Here is a 21,836-nt window from a genome sequence, read left to right on the forward strand (position 1 = left end):
GCAAACGGCGATGGCGAGCGCGAGCGCGAGGCAGCGCGGCTCAGCTCTGCGCCGAGTCATTGCCACCATATCCGTAGCCGTAACCGTAACCGTAGCCGTAGCCATACCCATAGCCGTATCCGCCCGCGGCGTTGGGGCTGGCCTGGTTGAGCAGCATCATCTTGACCGGGCAGGTCTCGATGGTGGCGAGGGCCTGCTGGACGGCGCTCTGCGGCGTCTTCTCGGCATGGACGACGACGATGATCTGACCCATGTGGGAAGCCAGCACGCGCGATTCCGTCGTCAGCAGCAGCGGCGGGGAGTCGAAGATGATGATGCGATCGGGGTAGCGCTTGGCCATGTCGTCGAGCAGGTGGCTCATGGCATCGCTGGCCAGCAGCTCGGTGGCGCGCGGATGCGGCGTGCCACTGGGCAGGATGGTCAGCTTCTCGACGTTGGTGCGCAGCAGCACCTCGGACATGTCGACGCGCTCCTCCAGAACGTCGAGCAGGCCGGGCCCCTGCGGCAGGCCGAGCATGCGCAGCACCGAAGGCCTGGCCACGTCGGCGTCGACCAGCATGACGGTGTTGTCCAGTTCGGCGGCGATGCTCAGCGCCAGGTTGATGGACGTGAAGCTCTTGCCCTCGCCGGCCAGTGCGCTGGTCACCATCAGCAGATTGGCATGGTTGATGGTGGCGGCGCCCTTGCCCATCGCGTTCTTGATCAGCGGACGCTTGATCACGCGGTACTGGTCGCCCGTGTGCGAGCGCGGCATGTGCGGCATCAGGAAGCCCTGGGCCGCCAGCGCGACGACGTCGAGCTCGACGCGCTTGGATGAGATGTTGGCGCCGTCACCCTGCACCGACAGGCCGACCTTGGGCGGAGCCTCGGCGGCAACGGGGGCGGCCACAACGGGTGCGGCAGCCGGCGTGGCCGGCACGGCGGCCGGGGGCGTGCCGGGCACGACCTGCTCGTCGCCGGGGAGCACCACGCCGGCCTGGCGCAGTTGCTCGAGCCGCTGGGCGGCCTGTTCGATCAAGCTCGTCATGTCAGATATCCATTCCGCGTGCGCGGCACCCACGACGCATGCAACCGGGGTATTGCGGGCCGAGCGCTGGGCCGTTCCCGAGCCGGCCCGCGTTGGCGATGTGCGCGCGGCTCGACGCCGCAAGCATCGCCGTCCCCACGGGGGCTGAGGCCGGACACGGCAAGTCCTGTGGACTCGCCGTGCCTGCTGAAGGGCAGCCGCTCTGTCGGCTGCGCGGTCTGCAAGACCGACTGGACTTGCCGGCGTTCAGCCGGAGCGAGACCGGGCGAGGGGCTTGCTTCATGTCAGATCACCTGCCGGCTGAGTTGCACGGCCAGCACCGTGAGCGCGATGGCGAACATCACCAACAGCCCTCCGGCACCTGCGGAAAAACGGATCAGGTCGACGCGCTGGCGGGCCCGGTCAGCGTCGGTCACCAGGCGGGTCACCACGCCGAGGATGGGGAGCTCGACGCGGGCGCGCAGGTCGTCAGCATCGTGGAAGACCGGCCTGAGCTGGCTGGCCGCGAAGGTCGTGAACACGCCCACGCCCAGGGCCGCCGCCATGGCGCCGGCCAGCAGCAGCAGGCGGTTGGGCGCGACTGGCTTGGGGTTGGCGCGCGGCGGGTCGATGACGCGGAAGTCCGCCACGCCGGAGGCCACGTCGAGCTCGCCCGAGATGGAGGCCTGCTCGCGCCGCTGCACCAGTTCCTCGTAGTTGCGCTTGTGGATGGCGTAGTCGCGGTTGAGCTGGGCCGCCTCGGCTTCGATCTGGGGCGCCGTCTTCAGCGCCGCCAGGGCCTGGGCATAACGGCCCGAATACTCGTCAACACGGGCTCGCAGCGAGGCGACCTGCACCTCGGTCGTCGCCAGGATGCGGGTCAGCTCCTGCGAGGCCAGCGAGCCGGAGCTCTGGCCCACGGCGACCGTCGGCGTGTTCATGGCGGCCTTGCGCAGTTCGGCCTGCTCGCGCTTGCGCTGCTCCTCGAGGTCCTTGATGAGCTTGCGGGTGGCGATGATGTCCGGGTGCTGGTCGGTGTAGCGCTGCAGCAGGGCGTCGAGGTTGCGGCGCTGGTCGGCCAGGCGGGCGTCCAGCTCGGGCGTGGCGACGTTGGTGCTGGACTCCTGCAACAGGCTCTGCGTCGTCGTCTGGGCGCCACCGCGGGCCTTCTCGGCTTCGAGCTGGGCCTTGGCAGCGTCGCGGGCATTCACGGCCTCGCGGTATTCGAGGCGGGCGCGCTCGAGCTGGCCGCTCAGTTCGGAAATATGGGCCGCGGCATCCTTGCCGTCGCCGGACATGTTGGACAGGTTCTTGAGGCGGAATTCCTTCAGCCGCGTCTCGGCCTCCTCGAGCTTGGCCTCGTAGGCCTTGATCTGCTCGTTGATGAAGGTGGCGGCCGTCGAGGTGTCCTTGCGCGAGGCGCCGAGGCTGGACTCGACGAAGATGGACACCAGGGACTGCACGACGCGCTTGGCCGTCTCGGGGTCGCTGTCGCGGTAGCCGAGGATGTAGAGGTTGTCGCGTCCGCTGCTCTGGATGGACAGGTTGCTGGTCACCGTCTCGATGGTGGCCTCCTGCTGCGCCTTGGACTGGTTCTTTAGGTCCAGGTCGGCCATGCGGACGAGCTTCTCGACGTTGGGCCGGCTGATCAGCGTGCGGCTGAGCATCGTCACCTGCTGCTCTACGTTGGGCTGCACCGCCAGGCCCGACATCAGCGGCTTGAGGATGGACTGGGTGTCCACGTAGATGCGGGCGCTGGCCTCGTAGCGATCAGGCAGCACGAACACGACCACGGCGCCGACGATGCCGGCCACCCAGGCCACGACCAGGCCCACCCAGCGGTATTTCCACATCCGCCGGACGATGATCAGCAACTGGGCAATCAGCAATTCCATCGACAACGGTCTCGTTCAGATCAACAGGGAAGAAAGGCCGCATCGCGCGGCCTCGCGAGCTCAGAACCAGCTCTGGGGAATGATCAGGATGTCGCCCGGCCGCATCTCGACATTGGCCGAAACGTCACCGCGCTTGATCAGATCCTTCAGGCGCACCGAATACTGCTTGTTGCCCTCGGAGGTGCGCAGGATGGTGGCATCGTTGCCGGCCGCGAAATCGGTGAGGCCGCCGACGGCGATCATGACGTCGAGCACAGTCATCTTCTGCTTGAACGGCAGGGCCTGGGGCTTGGCCGCCTCGCCCACCACGCGGATCTGCTCGGTGTAGGGACCGACGAAGTTGGTCACGATGACCGTCACGACCGGGTCGCGCACGTACTTGCCGAGCGCCTTCTCGATCTCGCGGGCCACCTGCACGGGCGTGCGCCCCTGCACGAGCAGCTCTTCCACGAGCGGGGCGGAGATCTTGCCGTCGGGCCGCACGGGCACGGACATGGACAACTCGGGGTTGCGCCAGACCTGCACGCTCAGGTTGTCACCGGCACCGATGATGTAGCTGTAGTCGTCCAGGGCGACGCTGGCCGGCGCGGGAGTCGCCGAACGGGTCGTCGCGCAGGCCGACAGCAGCAGGGCCAGGCCCGCCACCATCAGGGATTTGCAGCGCCACATCAGGCGGGCGTCAAAGCTCATGTCGATTCCCCTCCAAGCCAAAGCTCCATACACTCTTGTTCGCACGGCGAAAGAGCCGCGCACACCCGAGCGCCACCGGGCGCCGGCGAAGCGGTCATGATGCCATACGCCCACATGCACTATCACCCACAAACCGCACCATCGAACGCCAGACAGGCGGCGCAAACGCCGTGCTGACCGAAAGCGCGAACGGCGTCACGAATGCTCTGCAGCATTGGGAAACCGCGCTCGGCAGGGACCGCGTCCTGACGGGGCAGGCCGTCCAGCGGTATCTTGCCGACACGGGCGGGTCCATCAGGCAGGTCCCCGCCTGCCTGCTCATCAAGCAGGCGGATGAAGTGGGTGCATGCCTGCGCATTGCACAACAACATCGCGTTCGCGTGTACCCCATAAGCACGGGACGCAACTGGGGCTACGGCACCGCCCTGCCCTCTGCCGACGGCTGCGTGCTGCTCGATCTTTCGCAGATGCGGCAGATCCTCGACTTCGACCCCGTCCTCGGCGTCGTGACGGTCGAACCCGGCGTCACCCAGGGCCAGTTGGCCGAATTCCTCAAGGCCAAGGGCGCCGCCTTCCTCGTCCCCACCACCGGAGCGGGCCCCAGCACCAGCCTGCTCGCCAATGCGCTGGAGCGCGGCTACGGCATCACGCCCATCGTCGACCACTGCTCGGCCGTCACGGACATCGAGGCCGTGCTGCCCGATGGCAGTGTGCACCGCTCGCTGCTGAGCCGGCTGGGCGGCCGCGAGGTGGCCAGGCTCTATCGCTGGAACGTCGGCCCCCATCTGAACGGCCTCTTCGCCCAGAGCGGCCTGGGCGTCGTGACGCGGATGACGCTGCAGCTCGCGCGGCGCCCCCAGGCGGTCAAGGCCTGCCTGTTCGGCCTGCGCAGCGACGCCGACCTGGCGCCGGCGGTCGAAGCCATCCGCACGGCCATGGGCACCCTCGGCGGCCTGGTGGGCGGCATCAACCTGATGAACCAGCGCCGCGTGCTGAGCATGACGGCACCCGATCAGATGAAGGGCCTGTCGGAGGCCGAACTGCGCGAGCTCGGCCGCAAGCACCGGGTCGACGCCTGGACCGGCTTCGCGACGCTCTACGGCACCCGCCGGACGCTCAAGGCGGCGCAGGCGGAGCTCAAGGCCTTGCTGGGGCCGGTCGGGCGCCGCATGCTGTTCGTCTCGCCCGGCCGGGCCCGCATGCTGCATGGCATTGCGAGCCGGCTGCCGATCGGCGGCCTCGCGCGACTGACGGGCACGCTGAATTCCTCGCTGCAGCTCGTCGACGGCGAACCCAACGAGACCGCACTGCCGCTGGCCTATTCGCTCGGCACGCCCGCCCCCAAGAACCAGCCCATGGACCCGGCGCGCGACGGCTGTGGGCTGCTCTGGTACGCCCCCCTGGTGCCGATGCGCGGCCAGGACGTCGTCGACTTCGTCGGCATGGCCAGCGCCATCACCCCCGACTTCGGCATCGAGCCGCTGATCACCCTGACCACCCAGGGCGGCTCGCTGTTCGACAGCACCGTGCCCCTGCGCTTCGACCGCTCGTCCGCCGATGCGGTGGCCCAGGCCCACGCCTGCTATGACGCGCTCTTCCAGGCCGGCCGCGAACGCGGCTGGCTGCCCTATCGCTTCGGCATCGACAGCATGAAATGGCTGGCGAGCGCCGAGCCGGACGATGCGCAACTGAACCGCCGCATCCGGGAAAACCTGGACCCCGCAGGCATCCTCTCCCCCGGCCGCTACGCCGAGCAAGGCCCCGAGACCCCTGTCGGAGTTCTTTACACCCAGGCCGGCGCCGCTCGGGCGGGCAGCGGAGAAATTCAGGAAATCTCCAGCGGATCAACCACTTAGACAACACCCAACCAACCTGGCACGGGAGCTGCTTTATGTGGAGCGTTCGCAATCTCTCACGCTCAACTGGAGAATTCATGATGAAGCTCTCGCGCCTCTTCACCGCAGCGGCCACCGTTCTGGCGATGGGCAGCGCCCTGGCCTCGCCGATCGCCCTGCAACCCGGCCCGGTCTACGTCCAGTTCAACAACATGGAACAAGCCGGCCTGATCAACACCAGCGGCTTCGCCAACACCTACCTGGGCAAGCTGGACGGTGCTGATCGCAGCCTGACCACCGGCAGCAACGAGTTCAACTGGGGCGTGTTCAACGTCAGCTCCGTGCAGGCTGGCGGCGTCGCCACCGACCACACGGACATCTCCGGCGGCACGACCTACTTCGCCGACGGCCTGTCGGGCGGCCAGATCCACGGCATCTTCTACGGCTTCCAGCTGAACTGCGCCAACCCCGTGGGTTGCACCAAGCTGACCGGCGGCTACATCGACCTGTACTGGACCGATGGCAACGGCCTGATCACCAACTCCGACCTGAACGGCAACTACAGCTTCGCGAACCGCACTGGCTTCAACCAGATGGGCAAGTTCACGGCTGGCACGCTGCTGGCTCGCCTGGGCTACCAGGCCGGCGCCATCACCGGCGACACGACCACCACGGTCACCAGCTCGGTCGACCCGCTGAACTTCAGCGGCGTGGGTCTGGCTGACGGCTTCGCCAGCGTCATGGACGTGAACGGCGACGGCGTCATCGACGCTGCCGACGGTGCCTGGGCCAGCGTGCTGGACAGCAACTGGTTCTACACCGACCCCACGGGCACCGGTGCCATCGCCAAGCGTGACCTGCGCTTCAGCACCTTCTATCAGAACCTCGACAAGTGGGACAACGGCCCCGCCGTCCAAGGCCTGCGCAGCAACGACCCCGCCCGCGCCTTCGCCCTGCCCGAGCCGGGTTCGGTGACGCTGGTTGGCCTGGCCCTCCTGGGCCTGGGCGCTGCCCGCCGCCGCCGTCAAGGCTGATCGCCAGCTGATCTCGCCCGGACCCGCGCCGGGCGACATGCAAAGCGGCACCCTCGGGTGCCGCTTTTGTTTTGTTTTGGCCGGTCCGCTGCCTTGGTAGCACCGCAGCAGCGGCGCCGCGCCCGCTCAAAGTGCCGGGAACAGCCAGCGCAAACCGTCGAAATCCTTTTTGGCCTGGGCCGACAAAGGCAGGGGCGAAACCAGCCCAGCCGCATCCGCAACGGCTCCGGCGGCGGCAGGCGGCAGGCGGTGCACCTGGTAAAGCGGGAGGATTCTCGAACGCAGATGCTGGCCCTCGGCCAAACCCGCCCGCGTGAATTCGCCCGACATCTCCTCGAGCGTCCACGACGCCATCAGCGACTGTGTCGAATCGAGGTTGAAAACCGGCGCCGCCTCCGGCGTGAAGATTTCGGGGAAACGCCTGGCGCTCTCCAGCGAGCGGGGGCGGGCGTGGTCGAAGACCCAGACCGCAGCCCCATCGCGCCGACGTATGCAGTGGATCTCTGCCAGGCACCGCGCCAGATGCTCGAGCGCCGGCAGGTGATGCAGGGAAAACACCGAACTGACCAGCGATACCGGCTCGCGCATCAAGCGGGAAAAGTCGGTCATGTCGCCTTGCCAGATTTCGACGCGCTCGCTCAATCCCTTTTGGGCCAGCAGTTGCCGGCCCTGCAGAACCATGCGTTCGGCGAGTTCGATGCCGACGATCTTGAGGTCGGGCCTGACCTGCGCCAGGTGGGCGATGAACTGGGCCGACCCGCTGCCGAGGTCGACGACTCTGCCGCCTTCAGGCACCATGGCGGCAATGGCCATGGCGTTGAAGTGATACAGGCCCACGAGGTATTTCTCGCCGGCCTCGTGGAAGGCCGCCACCTGGGCCGCATCGTTCATCTGCTCAGATTCGGGGGTTCTTTGCAGCGTGCGGGCCATGCCATGCTCACGCACCAGCAGTTGCAGCAATTTGATGGGCTTCAATTGCAGTCCTTTCCATGCGCCGTGGGTTTTCGTCGATATTGCGAGCCTGGCGCATCCTGACTTGACCTGAACCATGCAACAGATTCGATTCGATCAGCGCTGGAGGATTCTGGCGCAACTCCCGCTGACCCTGATCATCCTGGTCTGGGCGCCAAGCAATCTCGCCCGCGTGCTCGCCCTGCTGGTGTGCTGGGCCCTGACGTTTGGCCGCCTGAGCCGGGGCGAGCTGGTTTTCGCCGCGATCATCTGCGTTTTCTTTACCGGGATGAACGCCGCGTCGCTGAAAGCCGGCATTTTTTCCTTCACCCAGCCCGACGTCCTGGCCCAGCCCTACTTCGAGCTGCTGATGTGGGGTTTCTACGTCCTGCACACGATCCGCCTGCTCGGCCCGGCCGCGCCGAAATTCGAGCCCCGCTGGATCGTGCCGCTCACGGTGCTGTATTCGGCCTGCTTCGCGGCCCTCGGCGGCGGCTGGCCGCTGTTGATCGGCTCGGGCATCCTGCTGCTGGCCGGCCTGGCCCGCTTCCACGAACCGCGCGATCTGCTCTACACGGGTTATTTCATCGCCATGGGGGCCGCCTTCGAGTACACCGGTGTGCATGCGGGCCTGTGGCAGTACCCTGACCCGCCGCTGGGCGGCGTGCCGCCGTGGTTCGTGACGCTGTGGGGCGGCGTGGGTTTCCTGCTGCACCGCCTGGCGCTGCCGCTGCTGCAGCGCTTCGGCGTCTACCCTGCCCGCACCGACTGACGGCCGGGCCGCGCCCTCAGTTCCCTTCCAGCAGCCCCGTCGTGCGCAGCCAGCCCACGGGCACGGCATAGGTGATGCCGCTGGGCGAGCTGAGGGCATATTCGCGGCTGGCCTTCACGATGCCGCTGCTGACCACGCCCACCACCCGCCCCGAGGCGATGTCCAGCAGCGGCCCGCCGCTGTTGCCGGGATAGGCCGTCATGTCGAGCTGATAGACCTCGAGCCGGCCCTGGCGCAGTTGCGCGATGGCACGTTCGTTCAGGCCCGCGGCGCGGTTGGCCGGCGGCACCATGGCCGTCCGCGCCGCGACCATGCCGCGATGGGCCACCGGGCTGAAGCCGAGGGCGCCGCCGAGCGGGAAGCCGATGGTCAGGACGGACTCCCCCTCCCGCACGGTGTCGCCCGCCGCGAGCTGCAGCGCGGGAACCGGCGGACCGTCGAAGCGCAGGATGGCCAGGTCGCGCGGCACGTCCTTGTTGACCGAGGTGACGTTGCGCTGCTCCCAGCCAGTGCTCGTCCTGACCTGGACGGACAGTTTCCGCTCGGCGGTGGCGCTCATCTCCAGCTGCACGACGTGGGCACAGGTGACGAGGGTGTTGCCGTCGCGGACGGCGAAGCCGGTGCCGAAGAAGGTGAAGCGGGGGCTGTCGGTCTCCGCGTAGCTGCCCACCAGCGCGATGGAGGGTTTGATCCGGGCGATGAGGTCCGGCACCTCCTCGGCCCGCAGGGGCAGCACACCGGTCCCGCCCACGGCAGCGGCTGCGGCCGCACGGACCACACTGCGGCGCGAAAGACCTGGCTTCACAGTTCGGTCCCCGTCTGCAGGGTTTCGAGCGCGCCCACGCAGCGGCGCCAGGTGCTGTCCGGCTCCTGGAGCTGGAAGCCGTAGAAGAACTCGTTGGCCGCGTGATGCTCGCGCACCGGCCGAACCCGCATCCGCGACGACTCCTCCGCGCCGAGCTCGACGATGGCGTCGCCCGGCTGGCCGAGCGGGATGGGCGACTGCGAGCTGACCTGGAAGCCGGTCAGCGAGATCTCGATCACCGTGACGGCATAGGAGTGGACCTGACCTTCGGACTCGAAGCGGATCTCCGCCGGGCAGCGCAGCGAGAACCGCTGGTGTCGCCGCATGACGGGCGCCACCTGGGCCTTCTCGCTGAGCAGGGGCAGCACGGAGCGGTATTCGGGCTGGTCGTAGATGGACCACAGCAGTGCCCGGCGGCGGTCGTCCAGCGAGTCGAAGACCTGGCAGCGCTCGTTGAAGAAGTAGTTCAGCGTCGCCGGCGTGAGGACGGGATCGTTGGTGGTGTAGTAGCGGCGCCGCGGCAGCTTGATGTTGGGCAGGCGGCGGGAGACGAAGTAGTCGTAGAGGTTCTTGCGCGGGCGCTTGTCCCCGTAGACACGGCGGAAGATCTCGGGCGCGCGCTGGAGGTCCAGCGTCGCGCCGACGGCCGGCGCGCCGTTGGCGAAGTCGTAGCGGTCGACGACGTTCTCCTGCAGCCGCTCGAAGAAGAGCAGCGATTCGTAGAGCTCGATCTTGTCGGGGTTGACGGCGATGACGAGATGGCGCGTGTCGAAGTACTGGGTGCAGTACTCGTACATGAACTTCATCAGCGGGAACAGGATGGCTCCGCCCGTCGCCCGGAAGTCCGGATGCACGGCCAGCGCCGAGATCTCGGCGATGTGGCCGGGCTGCGCCCGCAGCTCGCTGATGTCGAACACCGACTGCAGCGGAAAGCCGAAGACGCCGTCGCGGATCATGGACATGGTGCCGACGACCCGTCCGTCGTACTTGGCGCACAGCGTCGTCGTCGTGGGCAGGGCGTGGTAGATGGTCACGCGCAGGCCCGAGGGCGCGGGCTTCATGAAGCCGCTGGCGACGTAGGCGTCATGCAGGATGCGGAAGCAGTCCTCCAGCTCCTCGCGGGTGTCGGCCACCTTGAGCTCCAGCCGCGAGTCCGGCGCCGGGTCGCAATCGATCATGGCGCGGTAGATCGCGTGCCGCAGGTCGCGCGGCAGGCGAGCGAAGGCGTTCCGCAGGAACTGGCGGAATCGCTTCTTGGCGCTTGATTTGCGGATCATCTGCCGCCCCTGGCCATCCTCACAACGATTGCAACAGCCGCTGCACGTCGGCCTGTCCGGAGAACTTCTTGCCCATGGCCGCCAGCGTCTTCAACTGTTCGCGAGCGGCGTCCTTGTTGCCGGCCTGGATCTGGTACTCGGCCATGTGGAGCCGATGTTCGGGCTCGTTGGGGTCCAAGGCAAGCAGTTGCGTCTGGGTCGCCACAGCCTTGTCCGCCTGCTTGTTGGCGGCATAGGCGCGCGCGAGCGTATCCAGGAAACTCGGCACGTTGGGCGAAAGCTTGAGGGCACGCTGCGCCAGGTCGATGGCTTCGGGCTTGCCCTGCAGCTGATAGACCCAGGCAAGGTTGTTGAGCAGCACCGGCAGGTCGGGCGCGCCCTTGAGGGCGTCGGTGTAGCGCTGCGCGGCTTCGTCGAGGTCCTTGCGGGCCAGCGCGTTGTCACCCAGGAAGAGCTGCATCTTCAATTCGTGGGGATGCGCGGCCAGCCATTCGCTCTCGAACTTGGCGGCGTCGCGGGCACGCCCGCCGCCCTGGTAGGCGCTGTACAGGCGCACCGCGACGTCGCCGTCAGGGCGCAGTGAGAGCGCCTTGGCATAGGCCGTCGCGGCGCCGTTCCAGTTCTTCTGCAGGGCCAGCAGGTTGCCCTCGAGGATCCAGCTCTGCGGCGTGCCCGGCTCGAGCTTGCGGACCTCGTTGACCTCGGCACGCGCCTCGTCGAAGCGACCGGCGCCGGCCAGCATGCCCACCAGCATCGCGTGGGCCGGCACGTATTCGGGACGCACGGCGGTCGCGCGCTTGAGGCTGGCGATGGCGCTGGGTGCGTCCTTGACGGCGATGTAGAGGCCCGCGAGCTTCATGTGCGGCAGCGGCGAGCGCGGCTGCAGGGTGGCCGCCTTCTGGAAATTCTGCTTGGCCTGGTTGAGGTCGCCGGCGCCCTGCTGCGCCTGGCCGAGCAGGTCGTAGAAGCGCGGATCGTCGGGAAACTGCGCGGCGCCGTCCGTCGCCACGTTGAGGGCGGCCTTGTAGTCGCGCCCCGCGAGGTGGAAGTCGGCCAGCGCCAGGCGCGGCAGCGCATCGTTGGGATGCAGCTTGATGGCCTCCTCCACCGCCTTGCGCTCGTCCTCGCGGCTCAGGCCCATCTGGCGCTTGAGGCCGATCACGGCGAGGCGGGCCTGGGCGCTGCCCGGGTCGACCTTGAGCAGCTTCTCCAGCCGGGCCAGGCCGTCCGCGGGTTTCTTGTCCTTCACGTCCAGCTCGGCCAGGGCCTGGGCGGCCGGCAGATGGCTGGGCCGGCGCTGCAAGGCGGCCTCCAGGGCGGCGCGCGCCTGGGCGGTGTCGCCGCGGGCGAGAGCCAACTGGGCCCGCAGCATGGGCGCCTCGACACCCTTGGGCAGCTTCTTGTCTAGGGCGTCGATGGCCTGCTGGGCGCGTGCCAGGTCGCCCCGGCGCAGATAGACCGAGATGAGCTCCATGTCGGCGCGCGGCTCGCGGTCCTGGGCCGCGATGCGCGCCAGTTCCTCGACACCCTGCTCCTCGCGGCCCAGCTCCAGCCGCGCAACGGCGAGGGCCGTGCGGCCGCGGTAGTCCTTGGGGTCGGCGGCCACCGCGCGGGCGAAGAACTTCTCTGCCTCGGCAGGCTTGCCCTGGGCGAGATTGGCCTGGCCGGCAGTGGTCAGCACGTCGACGCCGGGATTGGCGGCCGACAGCAGGGGTTGCAGCGTCTGCAGCGCCTTGGCCGGTTCCTCCAGGCGCACGTAGGTGCGCGCCAGCAGCAGCCGCACCGTGCGCGCCTCGGGATGGGCCTGCACGACCTTGGCGAGCGACGCCTCGGCCCGCAGGAACGCGCCGCGCTCGTAGTCGACCGCGCCCGCCAGGTGCAGCGCGCGCGACGATTCCGGCGCCAGCTTCAGCAGGGCCTGCGAGAACTCCGAAGCGCTCTTGTAGTCGCGCTCGGACAAGGCGAGCATGGCCTGCGCATAAAGCGTCTGGCCGCCCTTGGGTGCAACCTTGCGCAGCGCTTCCACCGTCTTGCGGGCCGCAGCCGTGTCGCCCTGGCCCAGCTGACTCGAGAACAGCCCGGACAGGGCCGTGAGGCTGCGCGGTGCATGCTTGACGGCCTCGGCGAAGGCCGCGCCCACGTCGGCCTGGCTGGCCCCGCGGGCCTGCAGGACCGCTGCCTTCAGCTCCCAGGCTTCCGACGCATTGGGCCAGCGGGCGAGGGCCTGGTCCAGCCTCTGCAGGGCCCGGTCGTACTGACGGTCGACGGACAGCAGCTGAGCGTCCAGCAGGACGGCCGGCAGGCTGTCGGCGTCCAGCTTCAAGGCCTCGTCGGCCGAGGCCCGGGCCAGGTCGAACTTCTGCACGCCGAGATAGGCGTTGCCCAGCGCCACCTTGAGGGCGCCTTGCTGCTTGGGCGCCGCCAGCTGGGTGTCCTTGTAGGCGCTCAGGGCCTTGTCGTACTGGCCCTGCTTGACCTGGGCCTCGGCCAGCAACGGCACCACCTGCTCCTTGGCATAGCCGCCGGCCAGGGCCTTGTTCAGCTCGATCTCGGCGGCCGCCGCGTCATCCGTCTGCAGCAGGGTGCGGCCCAGCAGGAAGCGCGCTTCCACCGCCTTGGCGTCCTGCTGCAGCGCCGACTTCAGCAGGATGACGGCCGCAGCGTTCTCGCCCTTGTCCAGCCGCGCCTTGGCCTGTGCGACCTGCTCCGACGCCGAAGGCTCGAAACAGCCGCTCAGCGCCAGGCTCAGCAGGCCGGCCGCGGGCCAGCCGGCAAGCCGGCGCAGGGGCACAAGCGCCGGGCGACGCAGGGGGCCGTGTTGTCGTGAAGCGGTCATGGTTTCGGGCAAAGGCAGGTGATTTGGGGAAGGTCGGCGGGGGCGCAGGCGCCCCAGGCGGCTACTTGATCTGCAGCCGCTCCATCAGGTCGTACAGCGTGGGCCGGCTGACGCCGAGCAGTTCGGCGGCGCGGACGATGTTGCCGTCGGTGCGGGCCAGGGCGGTGATGACGGCCTGGCGCTCGGCAGCCTCGCGCACGGTGCGCAGGTCCAGCGTCGCCTGCTCCTCGGCCGGCTGGGGCGCGGCGCGCAGGCCGAGGTCCAGGGCGGTGATGCGGTCGTCCTCGGCCATGATGACGGCCCGCTTGAGCATGTTCTGCAGTTCGCGCACGTTGCCGGGCCACCGGTGCGCCTCGAGTGCACGCACGGCGTCGTCAGCCAGCGTGGGCACGGGGCGGCGCATCTCGGTGGCGAAGCGGCGCGCGAAGGCATGGGCCAGCAGCACCGGGTCGCCCACGCGGTCGCGCAGCGGCGGGATCTCGACGACGATCTCCGCGAGGCGGTAGAAGAGGTCCTCGCGGAAGCGGCCGTCGGCGATGCGGGCCTTGAGGTCCTGGTGGGTGGCCCCGACGACGCGCACGTCGATGGGGATTTCCTGCCGGCCGCCGACGCGCTCGATGACGCGCTCCTGCAGGAAGCGCAGCAGCTTGGCCTGCAGCGGCATGGGCAGGTCGCCGATCTCGTCGAGCATCAGCGTGCCGCCGTTGGCCGTCTCGATCTTGCCCAGCGTCGATTTGGTCGCCCCCGTGAAGGCGCCCTTCTCGTAGCCGAAGAGCTCGCTCTCCAGCAGCGTCTCGGGGATGGCGGCGCAGTTGATGGCCACGAAGCGGCCCTTGCGCTTGGAGGCGTCGTGCAGGCCCTGGGCCAGCACCTCCTTGCCCGTGCCGCTCTCGCCCAGCAGCAGCACGGTGGCGTCGCTCGGCGCCACCTTCTCGATCATGCGGCAGACCCGCTGCATGCCCGGGTCGCGGGTGATGAGGCCCGAGAACACGTCGCTGCTCTGCTGCATCTGCAGGCGGCGGTTCTCCTGCTGCAGCTCGTAGAGACGGTAGGCGCGCTCGACCGTGAGGCTCAGCACGTCGGGGTCGACCGGCTTGGCCAGGAAGTCGTAGGCCCCCATGCGGATGGCCCGCAGGGCGTTGTCCTGGTCGTTCTGGCCGGTCAGCACGATGACCTTCACGCCCGGGTCGAGCTCGAGCAGCTTCTCCAGGCACTTGAAGCCCTCGGAGACCGAGTCGCGGTCGGGCGGCAGGCCGAGGTCCATGGTGACGACGGCGGGGTTATGGCGGCGGAACTGCAGTACCGCGCTGGCGACGTCGTCGGCCGTGACGGACTCGAAGCGGTCGAGCGACCACTTCAGCTGCTTCTGCAGCGCGAGATCGTCCTCGACGATCAGCAGCGGTGCGTGGCGGGGCGTGCTCATCGCGCGTCGAGCGTGGCCAGAGGCGCGTCGGCCTGGGCGTGGAACAAAGGCAGCAGGAGGGTCACCGTGGTGCCCCGGTTCAATTCGCTGTGCACGCTGATCTTGCCTCCCAGTTCCTGCACGTATTGGTAGCTCTCGTGGGCACCGATGCCCATGCCGCTCGATTTCGTCGTCTGGAACGGCTTGAAGAGCCGATTCTGAATGAAATCCTCGCTCATCCCGCAGCCCGTGTCCTCCACGCGAACGCGGGCCTGGCTCCCCTGCGCATCGAGGATGAGCCGAACGTCGCCACCGGGCGGCGTGGCGTCGAAGGCGTTCTGCACCACGTGGCCCAGCACACGCTCCACGCGCTCCGGGTGGCCGCGCGTGCTGACGCCCGGTTGCAGCTGAAGCTGCAGCACCCGGCCCTTGCTCGCCGCCGCCGCGGCCAGGCGCCGCGCGATCTGCTCGAGGTCGACGCCGCTGGTGACGCCGTGGGGCTTGTCGCCCTCGCGCAGCTGCAGCATGAGCTGGCGCATCTTCTCGAGCGAGTTCTCGACGGTGTCGAGCATGTCCTGCTGGAACTCGGGGTTGTCGCGCAGGCGCTTGGCGTTCTTCATCATCAGCGACAGCTGCGTCACGATGTTCTTCAGGTCGTGCACGACGAAGGCCGACATGCGGTTGAAGGCGTCGAACTTGCGCGCTTCCAGCAGGGCCTCGGTGGCCTGGGCCTGGGCCAGGTAGCCCGAGGCCTGGCTGGCCGCGGTGCGCAGAAGGTCGCGCACCTCCCAGTTCAGCTCGACGACGGCGCGCGGACGGCCCAGCACCACGAAGCCGATCAGCGCCTCGCGCACCAGCAGCGGCACGATCAGCCAGCAGCGAGGCTCGCCGGCCAGCCAGTCGGGCAGGTCGAGCCCCGGATAGGCTTCGCGCCGCTCGCGCCATTCGTCCACGTCGATGATCCAGGCCCGCTCGCGCCAGAAGCTGGCGAGCCCGCCGTCGCGCGGCTCGCTGCCGGCCTGGGCGGGCAGGTTCCAGCGCGCGGCCTGGGCGAAGTCGGCGTCGGCGGAGCGCTGCAGCCACAGCATGCCGCTCGGGCTCTCGACCAGGTTGGCCAGGGCGCGCACGACGGTCTCGGCGGTGTCCTGCGGCGCGGCGCTGCTGGACAGCAGCTGCGTGAAGCGCAGCCACTCCTCCCGGTAGTCGTAGCGGTAGCTGAAGAAGTTCTTGCTGATGTAGACGCGCAGCCGCGAGCGCATCGAGCCCGACGCCACGAGCAGCGCCAGCGCCACCAGCGCGACGAACACCAAGGCCACCGACAGTGCCCTGCCCCACTCGCCGCCCGTGTAGCGCACGTAGTAGCCCACCCCCGCCACGACGAGCAGGTAGGCGCCGACCAGCAGCAGCGCCGCGGAATGGAAGACGGCGGCGCGCGACACGTGCAGCTTGCCGAGCCAGTCGGCATGCCGGCGCGAGGCCACGTACAGCAGCGGCACCGCCGCTGCGTGCACGAGGGCGCGCACGCTGACGGCGTCGCCGTCGAAACGCTCGAACAGCGCGGCCTGCGAGCCGATGAAGAGGTCGAAGACGAAGATGGCGCCCAGCCCCAGGGCCACGGGCTTGGCGTTCCAGCGCGCATCCGCCGAGGCGTTGCGCAGCATCTGCTCGATGAGGACGAGGCCGAGCACCGCCCGGCCCAGCGCCGTGAAGGCCTGGGGCCGCGCCAGCGCCTCGGCGGGCATCCACTGCCCGGCCACGACGACGCCCAGCTGCAGGAGCACCTCCGCCGCGGCCACGGGCCGGGCCCAGCCCAGCTCCGCACCGTTGCGGCTGGCCGGCAGCAGCATCAGCATGAAGGCGAACCAGAGCGCGAAGCGCAACAGGTCAAGACCCGGCACCAGCCAGGCGGGCGGGCGGCTGGACCAGTGGCTCAGGCCTTCGACCAGGGCGGCGGCGGCCCACGCCGAGCTGGCCACCAGGGCGGCCAGGAACACGAGGGCCAGCGCCTTGACGGGCAGGCTGCCACGCAGCAGCCGCTGCGCGAAGTACAGCGCGAACACGCCGTAAGCGACGCTGCAGACCAGATCGCCCAGGTGGCCCAGGGAGGCGAGCGGGGCGAGGGCCTCGATGAAGGCGCCTCTGGAGGGGGAGTCCGATTCGGCGAGAGGCATGCAGGATTCAAGCACGCCCCAGCACGCGGGGCATCGGCGCTTACGCCGAGACGCTCAACGGGCGCCCTTGCCCGTCAGCACCACCGCCACCGTCTCCAGCATGATCAGCAGATCGAGGAAGAGCGAGTGGTTCTTGACGTAGTAGAGGTCGTACTGCAGCTTCTCGACCGAGTCCTCGATCGTCGAGCCGTATTCGTAGCGGACCTGGGCCCAGCCGGTGACGCCCGGCTTCACGCTGTGGCGCACGGCGTAGTAGGGGATCTTGGCGATGAGCTCGTCGACGAAGAACTGGCGCTCCGGGCGCGGGCCGACCATGCTCATCTCGCCCCAGAGCACGTTGAAGAGCTGGGGCAGCTCGTCGATGCGCACCTTGCGGATGAAACGGCCGACGCGCGTCACGCGGTCGTCGTTCTTGGTGGCCCAGCGCGGCTTGCCGTCCTTCTCGGCATCGGTGCGCATGCTGCGGAACTTGATCACCTTGAAGGGCACGCCGTTCAGGCCCACGCGCTCCTGGCGGTAGAGCACCGGGCCGCGCGACTCCAGGCGGATGGCCAGGGCCGTGAACAGCATGATGGGCAGCGTGGCGATGAGGATCAGCGTCGCGAAGACGATGTCGCAGATACGCTTGATGGCCGCGCGCAGCATGCCCTGGCTGAAGCCGTCGCCGAACACCAGCCAGCCCGCGTTGACGTGCTTGATGTTGATCTGCGCCAGCGTCTTCTCGAAGTGGGTGGCGATGTCGACGACGCGCACGCCGGAGAGCTTGCAGTCCAGCAACTGGCGCAACGGCATGCTGCCACCGCGACGCTCGGTCAGCGCGACGACGATCTCATCGACGTTGTGCCTGAGGGCGGCCTCGGTGAGGTTGGCGCCGTCGTTGATGATCTCCGAGCCCGGCACGTCATGCTGCTCTTCGTTCGGGCCGGCGTAGTAACCGACGATCTGGGCATGCGGGTCGGACGCACGCAGCGTGTTGCCGACCGCGCGAGCCGCCGCGCCGGTGCCGAAGATGAGGATGCGGCTGCGCATGCGCGCCTGGGCGCCCGAATGGGCGGCATAGACGCGGTGGATCATGACGGCAGCGACGGCGGCCATGGCCACGAGGGTGAGCAGGTCGCGGTGGCTGGTGTTGGACGGCACCAGGCTGAAGATGGCATAGGCCAGCGGCAGGCCGAACAGCAGGCCGAACAAGGCGCGTGCGCAGGACTCGGTGATCGAGCGGTTGTGCACGTGCTGGTAGAAACCTGTAGCCGAATTGATCACGAACATGCAACCGGCCAGCGACAGGCCGTGGGATGCAGCGAAGGGCAGCACCGTCTGTGCAGCCTCCCCCTGGCTCAGGACCACGGCAATGACGGCGAAGACGATGAGGCCGAGGTCGAAGAAGACCTGAAGCAGGGTCTGCTTGTGCAGGTAATGGTTGAATATTCGAATCATCTACATCCCCGATCACTTCTGCTTGGTGTTTTCCGGCATTCGCATTCGGAACTGGAAATTCGATTGAATATCGATATTCCCGACTCCGTCGCAACGACCGCCCCTCGCATCGCCTGCCGACCTCCGGCCCCGCCATGACGGACTCCGGGCAGACACCGGGCCGGACTGAGGATGTCCCGGGCTTGACGCCACAGCGAACACCGGTCAGCCCGACCTTGATCGCGCCGGCATCATGCCTCTGGCCCCAGGGCTTGAAAGCCCCCCGTTTGGAGGGGGCGTGCCCCTTGAATCCGTCTCGTCCGTCAGAGGAAGGCAACGGTCGTTTTCACGACGGGCGGCAGTAGACCGCAAAGCCGGCGACGCCACCATGACGCCTGCCGCCGGAAGGGGTCGCAAAGCGTGCGGATCGCACGGGCCGCCGCCTGGAACCGCACGAAACCGGTTTTCGGACACCCCGCCCTAACCAGGATTGGACGGCGTCGTGCGCCGGCCGTGAATATTCCACAAGTATTTGCAGGCACACCGGAACCGAGATTCTTCCGGAAATGCCGTCGCAGCCGGCCTGGATTTGTCGTCTGCCTATATGCCGGCTGGATTTCCGGCGCGCAATCGGCATAGGGGGCTCCCATCATAGGAAGCACCCCTGCCACACCACCCGGCGTGCGGGTCCGCACCGGGCGGTTCGAGAGTTTGAGGTCATGAGAGGCGCGGGAGTCCCAGGCCGTCGAACCAGGCGAGGGTGAGCACGGTATTGAGCGCCATGGCACTATTGCGCCACCAGCAGCGACCGTTGGCCGCCACGTGTCGAGCAACAGTGGGCGTAGCACCCAGTTTTAGTAGCTCCCGGTGCATGGTCGTGCCACGTCTCCATTGTTTGAGCTGGATCGCCCTGAGTCGGTGGCGCAGCCACTCGTCGAGCTCGCGCCAGACCTTGGGCGTTTGCGCCAGCCCGAAGTACGCCTTCCAGCCCAGCAGGTAGGGCCGCAGCCTCTGCACCACTTGCTCCATGCTGCGTCCAGCTGAGCGACTCGTGAGTTGTCGGATGCGCGCTTTGAAGGTGCTCATGGCCTTTTGGGCCACCTTGCATTTCACCTCGCGCCCCTTGGCCACCCACAGCTCATAGCCCAGGAACTTGCGCCCGAGGGCGCTGCATACGGCGCTCTTGGCTTCGTTGATCTGAAGCTTCAGCTTGCCGTACAACTTCCTCAGCCACGCTATCACCCGCTCACCCGCCTTCATGCTGCCTACATAGACGTTGCAGTCGTCGGCGTAGCGCGCGAAGCCGTAGCCTCGCGCCTGCAGTGCCTTGTCCACTTCGTCGAGCAGCACGTTGGCCAGCAGCGGGCTCAGCGGCCCGCCTTGCGGCGTGCCCAGGTGCCGCTCCACCTTGACCCCGCCATCCATGATGCCGGCGTTCAGGTACGCACGGATGAGCCGCAGAGCAGCCTTGTCCGGGATGCGCTTGCAGAGCCGGTCCATCAGGATGTCGTGGTTCACCCGGTCGAAGAACTTCGACAGGTCCACGTCCACCACCACGCGTTTGCCGGACTGGACGTAGGCCCGTGCGGCTTTGACCGCGTCGTGCGCACTCCGGCCCGGCCGGAACCCGTGGCTATGCTCGCTGAAGGTAGGGTCGATCAGTGGTTGCAGCACTTGCAGCAGTGCCTGCTGGATCAACCGGTCCGTCACCGTCGGGATGCCCAGTTCGCGCTGGCTGCCATCCGGCTTCGGGATCATCACCCTGCGTACCGGCATCGGCCGGTACTTCCCCTCCAGCAGCTCTTGGCGAATCCGTGGCCACGTCGTTTGCAGCAGACGCTGGGTGTGCTCGATGTCGAGCCCGTCCACGCCCGCGGCGCCCTTGTTGACCTTGACCCGCTTCCAAGCCGCCTGCAGGTTCTCTCTCGTCAGCGCCGCCTCCAGCAGGGTGCCAGCCCCTGCCCTCGGCATTGCCGACCCTGTGCCCTGGTGTTCGCGGAACGGGCCGCAGGCTTCGTCGCTGGCAGGATCACGCCCGGCTTCACCGCGCGCTACACCCGCCCGCCCGGATTGCTCCAGCGTCTGACGCATGGCCTTTGACATTCCCACGTCCTCGGTCACTTGCTCTCGTTCGGTCCTTCGCCTCTCGCTGGCGGCCTCAGCGGCCCCGCTACCCAGCTACTACGACCTCTGCTGAGACCTCGCTCCGGCACCGCCGTCGGCCCTTCAGCCGCAAGGCGAGGCGTCCCCAGGTAAGGCGCGCACTCCTTCATCGCACAGCCGCAGCATCTACGCCACCTCGCCTTGATCACAAGAGCTTTGCGGCCTTTTGCCCGCTCGCCCTGCTTGGCAGCGCCTTCTATGCAGTTCTTGTTCATCGGCTCGCGATTTACGCTTCACGCTTCCTTCCCACGCTCGGTCGCCCTCACGCAGTTGCGCTTCGCTTCGTTCGTCGTGATCAACTTACGACGGGACTTGCACCCGTAGGAATGCGCCCATGCTGGGCGCACAAAAGAAAAACGCCCGCCGGACGGCGGGCGTTTGCTCGGGAGAGCTGAAGATCAGCGCACGACGGCGAGTTGCTCGCGGGCACCGCCCTTGTAGGTGTAGAGCGTCAGGGCGCCGTTCTTGATGTCACCCTTCTCGTCGAACGAGATGGTGCCCGTCACGCCCTTGTAGCCCGAGGTCTTGGCCAGCACCGGCAGGTACTTGGCCGGCTCGGCGGAACCGGCCTTGACCATGGCGGCGGCCATCACGTTGACGGCGTCGTAGACGTAGGGAGCGTAGATCTGCACGTCGACGTTGAACTTGGACTTGAACTTGGCCTTGAAGTCGTCCATGGACTTCTTGGCCTCGCCCTCGACACCGCCGGCCTCGGCGCAGACGACCTGGCCGTCACCCATGGTGCCGGCGGCCAGCTTGGGCAGCTCACCCGTGCAGATGCCGTCGCCGCCCATGAACTTGGCTTCGATGCCCAGTTGCTTCATCTGGCGCAGCATCGGGCCGGCCACGGCGTCCATGCCGCCGAAGAAGACGACGTCGGGCTTCTTGCCCTTCAGGGAGGTCAGGATGGCGGTGAAGTCCGTGGCCTTGTCGTTGGTGAACTCGCGGCCGACGACCTTGCCGCCAGCGGCCTTGACGCCCTTCTCGAACTCGTCGGCCACGCCCTGGCCGTAGGCGGTGCGGTCATCGATCACGGCGATGGACTTGCCGTGCAGTTGCGTGACCGAGTACTTGCCCAGCGTGCCGCCCAGGTGCACGTCGTCGGCCACCACGCGGAAGGTGGTCTTGTAGCCGTTGCGGGTGAACTTGGGATTGGTGGCGGACGGCGAGATCTGGGGGATGCCGGCGTCGCTGTAGACCTTGGAGGCCGGGATGGAAGTGCCGGAGTTCAGGTGACCCACGACACCGTTGACCTTGGCGTCGACCAGCTTCTGGGCGGCGGCCGTGCCTTGCTTGGGATCGCCGGCGTCGTCTTCGGCCAGCAGCTCGAACTTGGCCTTCTTGCCGCCGATGGTCAGGCCCTTGGCGTTGAGGTCTTCAATGGCGAGGCGGGCGCCCAGCTCGTTGTCCTTGCCGAGGTGGGCGATCTGGCCGCTGGTCGGGCCGACGTGACCGATCTTGACCACCAGCTCCTGGGACATCGCGACACCGCTGAGCAGCGCGGCGACGGCACCCACCACCACATTCACTTTGACTTGCATGGATCAACTCCGGTTTGAAATGGAAAGGAACGAACAGACGAA

At 68.0% G+C, this 21,836-nt stretch carries 15 protein-coding genes; 3 read left to right on the plus strand and 12 right to left on the minus strand.

The genetic code is table 11. From position 1 onward, the window contains the following. Positions 1-40: 40 nt before the first annotated feature. The 3 genes from LXT12_RS05480 to LXT12_RS05490 form a co-directional block, all read right to left on the minus strand. The gene (locus tag LXT12_RS05480; protein ID WP_233390241.1) at positions 41-1,027 is read right to left on the minus strand and encodes an XrtA-associated tyrosine autokinase; all 987 of its coding nucleotides are present in this window, start codon (positions 1,025-1,027) and stop codon (positions 41-43) included. A gap of 284 nt (positions 1,028-1,311) precedes the next feature. Continuing rightward, complete coding sequence (locus tag LXT12_RS05485; protein ID WP_233390243.1) at positions 1,312-2,901, minus strand: XrtA system polysaccharide chain length determinant; 1,590 nt, start codon at positions 2,899-2,901, stop codon at positions 1,312-1,314. Between the two features lie 60 nt (positions 2,902-2,961). Further along, positions 2,962-3,591 (minus strand): XrtA/PEP-CTERM system exopolysaccharide export protein, encoded by a 630-nt coding sequence (locus LXT12_RS05490; protein ID WP_414708899.1) that lies wholly within the window; start codon positions 3,589-3,591, stop codon positions 2,962-2,964. 170 nt (positions 3,592-3,761) lie between these two features. Here LXT12_RS05490 and LXT12_RS05495 point away from each other — a divergent pair, with 170 nt between their 5' ends. Continuing rightward, on the plus strand, positions 3,762-5,447 hold the full coding sequence (locus tag LXT12_RS05495; protein WP_349255008.1) for an FAD-binding oxidoreductase: 1,686 nt from the start codon (positions 3,762-3,764) through the stop codon (positions 5,445-5,447). Positions 5,448-5,524: 77 nt separating this feature from the next. Beyond that, the gene (locus LXT12_RS05500; RefSeq protein WP_233390245.1) at positions 5,525-6,460 is read left to right on the plus strand and encodes a PEP-CTERM sorting domain-containing protein; all 936 of its coding nucleotides are present in this window, start codon (positions 5,525-5,527) and stop codon (positions 6,458-6,460) included. 126 nt (positions 6,461-6,586) lie between these two features. Here the strand turns inward: LXT12_RS05500 and LXT12_RS05505 are convergent, their stop codons facing one another. Next, positions 6,587-7,435: a class I SAM-dependent methyltransferase gene (locus LXT12_RS05505; protein WP_233390247.1), complete on the minus strand. Its 849-nt coding sequence runs from the start codon at positions 7,433-7,435 to the stop codon at positions 6,587-6,589. A 73-nt stretch (positions 7,436-7,508) separates the two neighbouring features. On the opposite strand from LXT12_RS05505, the gene LXT12_RS05510 reads away from it, so the two are divergent. Then, entirely contained in the window at positions 7,509-8,183 is a 675-nt protein-coding gene (locus LXT12_RS05510; RefSeq protein ID WP_233390249.1) for a hypothetical protein, read from the plus strand. 16 nt (positions 8,184-8,199) lie between these two features. Here LXT12_RS05510 and LXT12_RS05515 read toward each other — a convergent pair whose 3' ends face one another. From LXT12_RS05515 to LXT12_RS05550, 8 genes are all read right to left on the minus strand, one after another. Continuing rightward, positions 8,200-8,934: a S1 family peptidase gene (locus tag LXT12_RS05515; RefSeq protein ID WP_233390251.1), complete on the minus strand. Its 735-nt coding sequence runs from the start codon at positions 8,932-8,934 to the stop codon at positions 8,200-8,202. Between the two features lie 50 nt (positions 8,935-8,984). Next, entirely contained in the window at positions 8,985-10,265 is a 1,281-nt protein-coding gene (locus tag LXT12_RS05520) for a PilZ domain-containing protein (RefSeq protein WP_233390254.1), read from the minus strand. A gap of 19 nt (positions 10,266-10,284) precedes the next feature. Beyond that, a complete protein-coding gene (gene prsT, locus LXT12_RS05525) occupies positions 10,285-13,101 on the minus strand; it encodes an XrtA/PEP-CTERM system TPR-repeat protein PrsT (protein WP_233390256.1) in 2,817 nt (938 codons plus the stop codon). A 61-nt stretch (positions 13,102-13,162) separates the two neighbouring features. Next, on the minus strand, positions 13,163-14,524 hold the full coding sequence (prsR, locus tag LXT12_RS05530) for a PEP-CTERM-box response regulator transcription factor (RefSeq protein WP_233390259.1): 1,362 nt from the start codon (positions 14,522-14,524) through the stop codon (positions 13,163-13,165). Beyond that, positions 14,521-16,674 carry an XrtA/PEP-CTERM system histidine kinase PrsK gene (gene prsK / locus LXT12_RS05535; protein WP_233390261.1) on the minus strand — a complete coding sequence of 718 codons (2,154 nt, stop codon included), beginning with the start codon at positions 16,672-16,674 and terminating at the stop codon, positions 14,521-14,523. Before prsK ends, prsR begins: the two co-directional genes overlap by 4 nt. Positions 16,675-16,728: 54 nt before the next feature. Next, on the minus strand, positions 16,729-18,111 hold the full coding sequence (locus LXT12_RS05540; RefSeq protein ID WP_233390263.1) for a TIGR03013 family XrtA/PEP-CTERM system glycosyltransferase: 1,383 nt from the start codon (positions 18,109-18,111) through the stop codon (positions 16,729-16,731). A gap of 696 nt (positions 18,112-18,807) precedes the next feature. Continuing rightward, on the minus strand, positions 18,808-20,199 hold the full coding sequence (ltrA, locus tag LXT12_RS05545; protein ID WP_233390808.1) for a group II intron reverse transcriptase/maturase: 1,392 nt from the start codon (positions 20,197-20,199) through the stop codon (positions 18,808-18,810). Positions 20,200-20,651: 452 nt separating this feature from the next. After that, complete coding sequence (locus LXT12_RS05550) at positions 20,652-21,794, minus strand: branched-chain amino acid ABC transporter substrate-binding protein (protein WP_233390265.1); 1,143 nt, start codon at positions 21,792-21,794, stop codon at positions 20,652-20,654. Positions 21,795-21,836: the final 42 nt, after the last annotated feature.

Source organism: Pelomonas caseinilytica, from assembly GCF_021353235.1.
In the GTDB taxonomy this organism is placed as follows: Bacteria; Pseudomonadota; Gammaproteobacteria; order Burkholderiales; family Burkholderiaceae_C; genus Pelomonas; species Pelomonas caseinilytica.